The sequence below is a fragment of the Spirosoma koreense genome, assembly GCF_054777875.1.
The window spans coordinates 1831536-1843716 of sequence record NZ_BAAHAC010000022.1; the positions used below are offsets into that span (position 1 = coordinate 1831536).

5 protein-coding genes are annotated in these 12181 nt (G+C 49.6%); 3 read left to right on the forward strand and 2 right to left on the reverse strand.

Translation table 11 applies throughout. From position 1 onward, the window contains the following. Nucleotides 1-18: 18 nt before the first annotated feature. Nucleotides 19-1521 (forward strand): glycoside hydrolase family 130 protein, encoded by a 1503-nt coding sequence (locus ACYVC2_RS21070; protein ID WP_461105410.1) that lies wholly within the window; start codon nucleotides 19-21, stop codon nucleotides 1519-1521. A gap of 93 nt (nucleotides 1522-1614) precedes the next feature. Here the strand turns inward: ACYVC2_RS21070 and ACYVC2_RS21075 are convergent, their stop codons facing one another. Then, a complete protein-coding gene (locus ACYVC2_RS21075; RefSeq protein ID WP_461105412.1) occupies nucleotides 1615-2991 on the reverse strand; it encodes a SusD/RagB family nutrient-binding outer membrane lipoprotein in 1377 nt (458 codons plus the stop codon). Between the two features lie 20 nt (nucleotides 2992-3011). Next, nucleotides 3012-6122, reverse strand: a complete 3111-nt coding sequence (locus ACYVC2_RS21080) for a SusC/RagA family TonB-linked outer membrane protein (RefSeq protein ID WP_461105414.1) — start codon at nucleotides 6120-6122, stop codon at nucleotides 3012-3014. 1269 nt (nucleotides 6123-7391) lie between these two features. On the opposite strand from ACYVC2_RS21080, the gene ACYVC2_RS21085 reads away from it, so the two are divergent. Both ACYVC2_RS21085 and ACYVC2_RS21090 read left to right on the forward strand, forming a co-directional pair. After that, nucleotides 7392-10565, forward strand: coding sequence for a SusC/RagA family TonB-linked outer membrane protein (locus ACYVC2_RS21085; RefSeq protein WP_461105416.1), 3174 nt, complete (start codon nucleotides 7392-7394; stop codon nucleotides 10563-10565). Between the two features lie 66 nt (nucleotides 10566-10631). Then, nucleotides 10632-12086, forward strand: coding sequence for a SusD/RagB family nutrient-binding outer membrane lipoprotein (locus tag ACYVC2_RS21090; RefSeq protein ID WP_461105418.1), 1455 nt, complete (start codon nucleotides 10632-10634; stop codon nucleotides 12084-12086). The last annotated feature ends 95 nt before the right edge of the window (nucleotides 12087-12181 follow it).

Below are 12181 nucleotides of genomic sequence, written 5' to 3' on the forward strand. Positions count from 1 at the left end.
TCACAATTCTGACTGCCAATGAGTATAAAAGCCACCCGTACCGGTATTGTGCTGCGACCCGATCCGACCCGGGTTTTATTTCGTCCGTTCGAGTTGGGAAGTGCCACCCGCACTCTGAAAATCATTGCCCGCGTTGGCAGCATGACCGACGAAGAAGCGGAACAGAAACTGGATGAAGTTATCCGCGAATTTGGCGGGCGTCATTATAAACTGGAACGCTTTTTATTGCAGCGGTTCGAGCAGATAAAGTCACAACTGCTGACCGACGAGCCACTGACCGAAGACCGGAAGCTGTTGCTCGGGGCTTATTTCACCATGGAATATTCGCTCGAATCGGCCGCACTCTTCAACCCGTCGATGATCTGGCATCCGGATCAGACCAATGTTCCACCCGGCTACAAACGGTTCATTTTGAGCCTGCGGGCCACGGGCGAGGGACACGTTTCGTCGATTTCGTTCCGGATGGGTTATATCGATGAGGCCGGGAAGATCGTCCTGCGGAAACCGTCGCGGTACGTAACCTCGCCGGAAATTGTGCAGAATCATCGCTTCAACCGGGCTCAGTTTGAACGTAAACTCTACGAATTGCGGCTGGAAAACAGCATTCAGGAGAAGATGATGATGGGCCTGGGCGATGAATTTAGCCTGTCGGAACTGGATGCCCAGATCAAACGGGTAACCGCTCAGTTTCGGTACAATGCTGAATACGAAACGATTGCCAGTGGACTATTGGCACTGGCCAAGTCGAACTACGAAATCCACTTCGAAGACGATCAGAGCCTGGACGAGCGCTGCATTTTCCCTACCTCGCCGAATGAAACGAACGGGATCGAAGACGCCCGGTTTGTGGAATTTACCGATGACGACGGCCAAATAACGTACTATGCTACTTACACCGCTTACAACGGTCGGGTGACCTTTCCGCAATTGCTGGAGACCAGGGATTTTACGCATTTCAGCGTCAGCACCCTCAACGGAGCCGAAGTATCCAATAAGGGCATGGCACTGTTTCCGCGTAAGATCAACGGGAAGTATGCCATGATTTCGCGGCAGGATGGGGAGAATATTTACCTCATGTACTCCGACGACCTGTATTTCTGGCAGGTGAAAGAACTGATCCTGAAACCAACTTACCACTGGGAATACGTACAACTGGGGAACTGCGGCTCGCCGATCGAAACCGAAGAAGGCTGGCTGGTACTGAGTCACGGCGTTGGGCCCATGCGAAAATATGCTATCGGGGCGTTCCTACTCGATCTGAACGACCCCTGCAAGGTCATTGGCCGTACGGTAGAGCCCATTCTGAGCCCGGATGAAAATGAACGTGAAGGGTATGTACCGAACGTGGTCTACAGCTGTGGTGGGCTGATCAACAACGGCGAACTCATCATTCCCTACGCCATGTCGGACTATGCCAGTAGTTTTGCTACGGTGAATGTAGCCGAACTGCTCGCTGAACTGACGGGGAAAACTAACTCCGAAGTCGAAGCACCTCAGGAAATAGAACAATCGGAAAAATAGCCGTCGGAACCGGGGCGAGAGCCTGCTACCGGCACTAAAAAATAGTCCGCTAAACTGAATTAGCGGACTATTTTTTTGCACGATTAATTGAATTTACTTATCCCACCAGACGGCCTGGTAGATATCGTCTACGACCGTAGCGTTCTTGTTGTAGTTCCGCTCATCCTGCGAAGTCGGCAGCCGGAGTGGAATCGCTTTCTTCGCCGAGGATTGATTGGCTTTTATGGCCGGAAACCCGGTCCGACGCCAGTCGTTGTAGCCTTCCGGCGAAGTGAACAGGGCTACGTATTTCTGGGTGATAATCTTTTCCAGCGTGATTGATGTAGCTGTTTCACTGGCTGTCGACTGTTTGAACGCTGTTGAGATATCCGCGCCCGTCGTTCGTTTGACGGAAGCTGTTACAGCTGCGTTATAAGCAGTAGCTGCGTCGGCGGCTTTCCCTAAGCGAAGCTGAGCTTCGGCTTCGATGAATTTGGCTTCCGTATACGTAGCCAGTGGAGTAGGGGACGTCGAGGAGGCAACGGCCGGGCCTGGGTCAGACACATCGGAATTGTCGGACTCTTCGGGAGCCAGCCCAGAATACCCGCCTGCTTGGTCTTCAGATACCAGATACGGCAAACGAGGATCGTTGGTCGTTTTCAGGTAATCGACGAAGAACTTACCCATTTTGATATACCCTGCCCGAATCGACAGAAAATCATACCACTGGTTATAGTTACCGGCAATGTCATAGAAAACAGCGTTCATGTCGGGCTGATCGGCCGATACCTTGCTTAGCGCGGCCAGCGCCTGGGTAGCACTCCCCGATGGGTCGACCTGGCTGAGTCGGTTCGCGTATCGGGCTTTGATGATGTAAGCCGCATTTAGCCAGGCTTTTACGTTTCCTTTGAAGATAAGGTCATCAGCTCCTGGTACAAACGAGTTCGCCGAAGCAGGCTGGCTCAGGTCGGTAATAGCGCCGTCCAGCAGAGCCTGAATTCCTTTGATCACATCTTCCTGTTTGTCGTATTTCGGCTGAAAATTACCATTCAGCGCCTTAGCTGCGTCTGTGAACGGAATATCGCCCCAGAAGTCAGTGGCAATACCGAAGCTCAACGCCTGCAGCACTTTCGTTATACCCGAATAATACGGGTTGCCGGTGCTGTAATTGGTTAGCAGGGTGTTCGCATTAATCAGCGTACCGTTATAAATCGTCGCCCATTCGTTGGTAATATCGGCTTCGGTAATGACGTACTGCCCAAAGGTCTGGTACTGGAACTGGTTCCCGGCAGCCTGCTGAGCCAGTACCGCGCTGATCCGGCCTAACTGGCCACCGTAAGTAGCAAACGTCGATAACTCGGCACCCGACAGCAGCGTGGCTGCCGAAGCCGTTTGCGGAGAGTTGGGGTTTACCCCGTATTCATCGAACTGGTCTTTGCAGGAACTGGTCATGAAGCTAAGCGCCAGTGCTGCCAACAGTATTTTTTTCATAGCTTGAAGTCGTTGATAAATTAAAATCCGAAGTTGACGCCGAAGATGTAGGATTTCGTGCCCGGGTTGTTGAAGTAATCGAACCCTTGCAGGTTAGAGCCCGCACCCGTCAGACTCGTTTCCGGATCGACGCCTTTGTAGTTGGTACTCAGGTACAGATTCCGGCTGGATACCGACAGGTCGACGTAGTTGACGAACTTGTTTTTGAGGTTGAGCCGGTAGCTTAGCGCCACTTCCCGAATCCGAAACCAGTTCACGTTCTCCACAAATTGCTCAGCCGCCCCGCCGTTGTCGCCCAGATACTGGCCGTAGTAAGCCAGTGCCGAAATGGCCTTTGTATTAGCCTCGCCCGATTCGGTTACGCCCGGAATGACGTATGTATGCTCACGGTCGGCCGACTCCTGCGTACGACCGATGCGCTGCAGACGAGCATAGGTGCCGTTCCAGATCGATCCGCCCCGGCGAATATCGAATAGGGCTGTCAGCGTGATTCCTTTGTAGGTAAATGTGTTCCGGATGTTGCCCAGCCAGTTCGGATATGGGTTTCCGATGTTCTGCTGCGCACCCTGCAGGAGCGGCAAGCCGTTAGACCCGATAATCAGCTGACCCCCGGCGTTCCGTTGCCATTTGGTACCATACAGCACACCCAGTGGTTGGCCAACGATGGCGTATCCACCGATGCCATTGAAAGCGGATTCCAAACTGACTTCGGTGACGCCCTCGGTCAGTTGAAGCACTTTACTGACGTTCTTCGACCAGTTTAGGTTGATGTCCCACGAGAACGACGGGGTTTTGATGGCGTTGATCCCCAGCATCACTTCGATACCCCGGTTACGCAATTGACCGGCATTGGTATAGGTTGCTGTAAAGCCCGAGCCGGGAGCCGTTGGGCGGGTCAGCAGAATATCGACGGTGGTCTGCTGATAAGCCGTAACGTCCAGGTCGATTTTGTTCTGCAGGAATTTCAGGTTAAGACCGGCTTCCAGTCCTTTTACCCGCTCGGGACGCAGGCCTGAGGTGCCGACTACCGCATTGTAGTACGAATACCCGTTGACGCCACCGTAGGGGAAGTTGAGCCCGTTGGTGAATCCATCCGTAAACGACGGCTTGCTGAAATACGTCCGGGTGCGGTAAGGAACTGGCGGAATACCCGACTCAGCGTAGGCTAAACGGACTTTACCGAACGAGATGGGCGTATTTTTCAGTGCAGTTTCAGTGAATACCCACGACAGCGAGGCCGATGGATAGAAGAAGTTGTTTTTCTGATCACTGTCAAACGTCGAGGACCATTCGTTCCGGCCGGTCAGGGATAGGTACAACTGGTTGGCGTAATCGAAATCGAGCTGGCCGAAGACGGCGGTCGTGAGTCGGCGGCTACCCGCATTCGACGCGTAGAGTTCAGCTGCATTCCCCAAGTTGTAAAAATTAGGGATGGACAGATTCCGACCCCGCGCGAAATTGTCGGTAAAATTGAACGAAGTCGCGTTATGTCCCAGCGTATAGTTGACCCCGAATTTTTCGCTGAAGCGGTGTTCGCCCCGCAGGATCAAGTCGCTGTACACGTCGCGGCTGGTGATGTTATCGTAGTTCACCTGACCATACAACTGCTGGTTATCATCCCCGTTGGAACTGATCGAGAAAACCTGCCGACGGGCATCTGAATACGCATCGACCCCGATTTTGTAGGTCAGATCCAGGTGCGCGTTCCGGTGGTAATTCAGATAAATATTACCCAGCACCCGGTTGATATCGTCCGTGAATGGGTTCTTGTAGGCCGAGTAGTACGGATTATCGTAGAAAGCGTAATAGTTTTCGTTGAATCCGGTTTTAGGAAACTGGTAATTCCGCAGGTCATAGGAGGCCGGTGCGCGCAGTAAGCTCAGCATAACCCCGGCTACGTTGCTACCGTTCTGGGCCTTATTCCCGCCCGACTTGATATAGCTGACGGTTCCCCCAATTTTCAGGTTGTCAGTCATGCTGGCTTCTCCCGTTACCCGGATCGTATTCCGCTTGTAATCCGTGTTGGGCACGACCCCATTCTGAATCAGATTGCCATATGAAATCCGGAAGTTCGCTTTGTCGTTACCACCCACCAGGGCCACATTAGTCGTGTGCGATACTGCCGTTTTGAAAAAATTGCCTGTGTTGTCATAGGCCTGCAGTCCAGGTACGCTCGAAATTTTCGGTCCCCAGCTATTGGGCGTGCCGGCCGGGCCATCGTCGTCCGTGCCAAAGCGCTGGTCAGGGCCGGCATCTGCCGTAGCGTACGTACCATTTGAGCCTTGTGCGTAGGTCGACTGCAGATCAGGCAGTTTGTTCACCTGCGACAGTTCGAGCCGGTACCCGACCGTTACACCGATGCCATTGCGTTTCTGCCCTTTTTTGGTCGTGTACACAATCGCGCCATTACCGGCGCGGGCACCGTACAAAGCAGCAGCCGCCGGTCCTTTCAGAATCGTGACCGACGCAATATCGTCCGGGTTCAGGTCCAAGGCCCGGTTCGAGTTGTTGACGCCACCAAGGTTCGCGTTGAATGGATAGTCGCCAGCCGAAGACGTTGTGGTTTCATTGTTAATCGGAACACCATCGACCACGATCAGCGGCTGCTGTTCGCCGGTGAAAGTCGACGGACCGCGTAGTACGATCTTACTGGAAGCGCCCGGTGTACCCGACGAACTGGTCACGATCACCCCAGCGGTTTTGGCAGCCAGCCCCTGAATCACGTTCGGTTCGCCCGACCGGGTCAGGGCATCTCCGCCTACGTTGGCGACCGAGTAACCCAGGGTTCGTTTCTCACGCTGAGCCCCTAAGGCCGTTACGACCACTTCCTGCAACTGCTTGGTGTCGGCTTTAAGCGACACATTGATCGTCGTTTGCGAACCGACAGCGATTTCCTGCGATTCGACGCCGATAAAGCTGAAAATCAGACTGGTATTGGCCGGAACGTTGATGGAATAATTGCCCTGAGCATCGGTGTTCGTTCCTTTGGTGGAGCCTTTGATCTGGACGTTCGCGCCGGGTAAGGCATTTCCATCTTCGGCGGTAGTGACTTTACCGGTCACTGTTCGGTCTTGTGCGTGCGCCAGGCCAATAGAGCCCAGCAGCATCAGTCCCCATAAAAGCTTTTTCATAAACAGCTGGTTTTTGTTAATGAATAAAAATAAAACAATAGATACATGTTGGTGTATGCCAACGATTTAAAACGGACCATCTGTATGGTCGGCTTTATCGAATAGGCTAGCTGGCTGGAATAGTCAGGCTATTGTCGTGAATCGACAACAGTTCACCCCCGCATGGAGGGCAAATACCTCAATTACGCAAGCCGAACCAGCGCTGATGGCTGAGTGATGGAATGGAAAAATGCCCAAAGTGATTCGTAGCTGTTGATCACCGGACTTGTAAAACTTGGATAGAATAGGATTGGTAAAACAATCGGTTTAGCTAGATTCATAGTGATCCTATCCCCGAGAGCGCATAAAACTCTCTACCACCGCGGTTGCCACGGGTAAAAACACAGGAAGGATTTTAGCTAAGTTAAGAATAACCAAAAGTAACAGTTTCTGGGGAAATGCAACGTGCTATAGTTACTTTTTTGCAGTGCATAATCGACTGTCATTCTGAATGACTGAATTAGCAGAAACAAGATGATTGGCGAGTGAAACTGAGGATATATACGTGACCTCTATACAAATAGAGGTCAACTTGACCTTATTAATAAATTGAAATCATTATCTGATCAAAGTATATAATGCAAAATAGGGTTTTATAATTTACTAATAAACCCTATTTTTATTTTGATAACTATTGTAAATAAAAAGATTGATACTTATGTATTTTTACTTATAATTATTGACGGTTTATTTAAGTAAGATGAGTAGATAACCATTTATTTTTTCAGTAATTATACCAGAGAGAAATAGGTAGCCTAAATGGTGGATTTACGACGGTTAGACAACTAGCCCTTTTCTCGGTTTTACCACAAACTGATCAGGATCAAGTACTGGTGATCTGAGTTGCTAATGGATTGATAGTCACCATAAAAGCCGCTGGAAAGATAAGCTTTGACTTGCTGGAGTGGTTCTAGACTTCCATGCTGTGATACTTCTTTCAATACTGAGTGAACAGAAGCTAAATACCAAGACGGTTGACGTTGAAATGAATAAATAGTCGGTTTTTAATTTGGTTTCTATTCGCTACATATGATCAGTTATTTTGCATAATCTGTTGATTAATAGGCTGAAATAAGCGTTTGGGCTTACCTACTCTCACGATTAAAAACAGGTTGACAAAATACTGCAAGTTGACAGTCGTTTAACATTTATTTAATATTGAATAAACTAGCTATATTTGGTAGTTTTTTCAGTAGTTAATTTTGCACTTCTTAACTTAAACAGTGTTCTATGCGCAAATTTCTATTGACACAGTTCCTACTGTGTTTATTCGCTATTCCATTGCTGGCTCAGGATATCGCCATTAGTGGTAAAGTCACGTCGACGGAAGACGGTTCGTCGCTTCCCGGAGTCAACATCGCCGTCAAGGGTACCTCGAGAGGAACCAGCACAAATTCAAATGGCGAGTACCAATTCAATGCCCCCGCTGGCTCAACGTTGGTTTTTAGCTTCATCGGATTTACGACACAGGAAGTTAAAGTCGGCAATCAAACCGTCGTCAACGTGAGCCTTGTTTCAGACGCTGCTCAGCTGCAGGAAGTAGTAGTAACCGCGCTTGGCGTTAAACAGCAGGAAAAAGCGATTGGGTACGCCGTTCAGCAGATCAAAGGGGATAATCTGACTCAGACAAAACAGGTCGATGTGAATACGGCCCTGGCCGGGCGCGTTGCGGGTGTACAGGTACTGGGCGGTTCGGGCGCTAAATTCGGTGCATCTTCCATCCGTATTCGTGGGATCAACAACCTAACCGGTGGTAATCCAATTTATGTGGTGGATGGTGTCGTGACCGAACCTAATTATGTCAACACAGATGACATAGAAACGCTGACAGTACTCAAAGGTCCTTCGGCTACGGCCTTGTACGGCCAGCGCGGTTCAGAAGGAGCTGTAGTTATCACACTGAAAAAGGGTTCCAAAACGTCAGGGATAGGAATCGATTTTAACCATACCACGACCCTAGAGAAGGTATACACGCTGCCAAATTATCAGAATGAGTATGGTGGAGGGTATTCGCAGGAATGGAATATATTTAAATTCAATCCTGCTTCGGACCCTGCTTACCTTCAGGTAATGGATGGGGCTAAGTATTACGATTATTATGGTGATGAAAGTTGGGGCCCTCGTATGGACGGTACGCAATATGCACCCTGGTATGCCTGGGATCCGACCCACCCTGACTTTGGTAAGTTAAAAGCATTCGTGCCGCAACCGAATAACGTTCGTGATTTTTACAATACCGGCAAGGCGTATAATACTAATTTAGCCCTATCCAAGGCCGGTGAAAACTACAACGTTCGGGTTTCGTACACTAATCTGGCTCGCACGGGAGTCGTTCCAAATAGTAAACAGGGAAAAAACTGGCTGGCGTTGACATCTGGCATCAGTTTAACGCCCAAGCTGTCCATCGCCACGAATATCAATTACATCAACGAGAACCTGTTCAACGTGCCAGCAGAAGGGTATGGTACGCAAACGACCGGATCGTTTAACCAATGGTTCCACCGGGATGTAGAAATGGATAAACTGCGCGACTATAAGCGGCCCGACGGTTCGTTCCGTAGCTGGAATATCAACAGTCCACGTGATCCGAACCCGAAATACTGGGATAATCCGTACACTGAAGTATACGAAAATATCCGTCAGGAAACCCGTCAGCAGGTATATGGAAATGTTACGGTGAACTATAAACTGACGAATGCCTTAACGGCGTCGGGTATCGTGCGCGGACGGTTCAATAACCGTAAGTACGAGGATCGGGTGGCTTCCGGAACGCTGGTGCAGGATCGCTTCCGAACGTATACCAGTGAGCAGAACGAACAGAACTATGTTGGTACGCTGGCCTATACAAAAGCAATCAACGCGTTTTCGGTCAATGCCGCTGTGTTTGGTGAAATTCGCCGGAATACAACCAACTACGTGAATGAACAAACCGCGGGTGGATTAGCCGTTCCCAACTATTATAACATCGCTGCGTCTAAAGACCGACCAACGGCTCAATATACAAAAACAGACCGATCGGTTCGGTCCGTGTATGGTTATGCCTCAATTGGGTATAAAGACTTCTTATTTCTGGAAGGTAATATGCGTAACGACTGGTCGTCAACGCTCCCCAAAGGCAATAATTCGTACTTATATGGTGGCTTGTCGGGGTCGTTTGTATTCTCAGAATTTATTGCGGGCAAAAATCTTCTGTCGTTTGGTAAGCTGCGGGCATCTATCGCCAAAGTTGGTACCGATACCGACCCTTATTCTGTCTTCCAAACCTATACGGTCAACCAACCGTACGGAACATATCCGCTCCTAACCGTGCCGGATCGGATTCCGAACGCTGTTTTAAGACCAACGATTTCGAACTCATACGAAATCGGTACTGAACTGAGATTCCTGGCTAACCGGGTTCGTTTCGACGCTAACTATTATTTCCGTCAATCGAAAGACCAGATTATTCCGCTGTCGGTGCCTTCATCTACTGGGTTCAGCACGGCTGTGATCAATGCAGGTAATATTCAGAATAGCGGGTTCGAATTTAGCCTGGGTGGTACCCCCATCAAGAATAGCAACATCACCTGGGATATAGATGCAAACATCGGTATCAACCGGAGTAAAGTTGTGGATCTGTACCAGGACCTGCAGAACTTGCAAGTAGGCGTGAACGACGGCTCTGTCTTACCGGGTGTAGCTGCAACTCCTGCCTCGTTCGGATTCAATGGGGCTCCCCGAATCAGCCTAAATGCTTTTAAAGGCGAATCTTTCGGTCAGTTAATAGGCAACGGGTTTGTGATTGATCCCAAAACAGGCCAGCGAGTCATTGGCAGCGATGGGTTTTATCTACAACAGACTGATAAACGATTGGGCTCTATTCTACCCAAATTTACGGGTGGTTTAACCTCCGCTTTCACCTATAAAGGGGTGAGGCTTGGTTTCTCGCTCGATTTTGGCGTGGGCGGTAAATTTATGTCGATCACTCAGATGTTTGCGGCTGGCTCCGGTCTGCTGGATGAAACCGCTGGTCTGAACGACAGAGGTAAACCCAAGCGCGACGCACCCGGCGATGGGGGTGGTATTCGGTTAGTAGGTGTGAAAGAAGATGGTACGCCAAACAATGTATACCTCGATGCACAAACGCTTTACGAAGTAAATCTGTCGTCTTATTGGGAAAACTGGGTCTTCGACCGGACTTATGTAAAACTTCGTGAGGTCAGCGCGGGCTATACTTTACCGCAACGGTGGTTTAGCGGTTTACCGTTCCGGAATGTGAGTATCAACGTTATCTCGCAAAACCCCTGGTTGATTTATACCGCTAAAAAAGGTATCGATCCGTCGCAACTGGAAACTTCCTGGTATGAAGGGGGGCAGTTACCAGGTACTCGTAACGTCGGCGTCAATGTTCGCTTCAGCCTCTAATAAAAGCAAACTAAACAAACAGAACCGGGAAACAGCTAGTGAACCCCGGTCCTAATGCTACTTCAAATGATAACGATTCGAGTAAAACAATATGGGATAGCAGCTGTGCTGGCTATGGTGCTGGCGGCCTGTAACCCTAGTGATTTTGGGAATAAAAACATCGACCCCAATAATCCTTCTACGCCGAACACAAACTTGTTGCTGTCGAACGCCATTCGGAGTCTGGGCAGCCAGACCGCCGGTATTGCTGGTTTTGCCAAAGATCTGTACCCGCAGTATCTGGGCGAAATTCAGTATACTAGCGAATCGCGTTTCCAGAGCAGGGTATATGATTACGGCCCGATTTATAGTGGGCCACTTACTGATCTGCAGACGATCATCAACCTAAACACCGATGCGGCAACCAAAGATTTGCCTTACGTGAAGGTTGGTGGGTCGACCGCAAATCAATTGGCCGCTGCCCGCATTCTGAAGGGGTTTTATTTTCTGCATATTACCGACCGCTGGGGCGACGTACCCTATTCGACAGCTCTGAAGGGAGCAAGTACTCTTCAGCCCGTTTTCGATAAGCAGCAGACAATATATACCAGCTTGTTTAAGGAATTTAAAGAAGCGGCCGCCCAATTCGATAGCGGTACACTGAACGGTGACTTTCTGTTCAACGGCAGCACCGACCGGTGGAAAAAATGGGCGGCATCTCTGCGCCTGACGATGGCCCTTCGGTTGTCTAAGGTTGACCCGACTACCGGTAAAACAGAGTTTCAGGCTGCCATGAAGGATGGAGTACTGGCATCGAATGCCGACAACGTCGTATTTAAGTACCTTGCTGATGCAAACAATCAGGACCCTTATTACAACAATTATGACGTTTCCAAGCGGTATGATTATGCAGTTAGTGAACCCTTTATCAATGTACTGACCGCTCTAAAAGACCCGCGCTTGCCCATTTATGCGGACAAAACCACTGATGGTGGGCTATATAAGGGGATGCCATACGGGCTTCGGAATGGAACAGGTTACAACTCGCGGAACGTTTCGTTGATTGGAGCCTATTTCCGAGCACAAAATGCTCCCCTGACAATCACAACCTATAACCAGATTTTGTTTTCAGAAGCCGAAGCTGCCAAGTTGGGATGGATTGATGGGGGTGACGTTAAGGCTGAAGAGTATTACCTTAAAGGAATTCAGGCCTCTTTTGATCAGTATAACCTAGGCGCATCGACTACTTACGTAGCGCAGGCAGGGGTTGCCTATAATCCCGCTAAAGCAGTTGAGCTAATTCAAACGCAGAAGTGGATTGCTAATTACCTTGGTAATGGCTATGAAACGTGGGCTGAGTACAGACGGACGGGCTTCCCGGCGTTATCGCCCGGTCCAGAACCACTGACACCGGATAAACTAATCCCACGTCGGCAAGCTTACCCAACTACCGAACGCGATCTGAATTCTACAAATTATCAGGCTGTACTTTCCTCTCAGGGACCTGACGAGCTGAACACGCGCGTTTGGTGGGATAAGTAATTATGGCTAGGTGATTAATCTTGTTTTAATAAAAGGGGCCTTTCGAAAGGCCCCTTTTGTTGTTTATAGAATATGGGTAAACGTGCTTAACTAAA

Bases quoted from the DNA above. Each gene is read 5' to 3' on its own strand.
- ACYVC2_RS21070 (WP_461105410.1), top strand. From the start codon at position 19: ATGAGTATAAAAGCCACCCGTACCGGTATTGTGCTGCGACCCGATCCG.
- ACYVC2_RS21075 (WP_461105412.1), bottom strand. From the start codon at position 2,991: ATGAAAAAAATACTGTTGGCAGCACTGGCGCTTAGCTTCATGACCAGT.
- ACYVC2_RS21080 (WP_461105414.1), bottom strand. From the start codon at position 6,122: ATGAAAAAGCTTTTATGGGGACTGATGCTGCTGGGCTCTATTGGCCTG.
- ACYVC2_RS21085 (WP_461105416.1), top strand. From the start codon at position 7,392: ATGCGCAAATTTCTATTGACACAGTTCCTACTGTGTTTATTCGCTATT.
- ACYVC2_RS21090 (WP_461105418.1), top strand. From the start codon at position 10,632: ATGATAACGATTCGAGTAAAACAATATGGGATAGCAGCTGTGCTGGCT.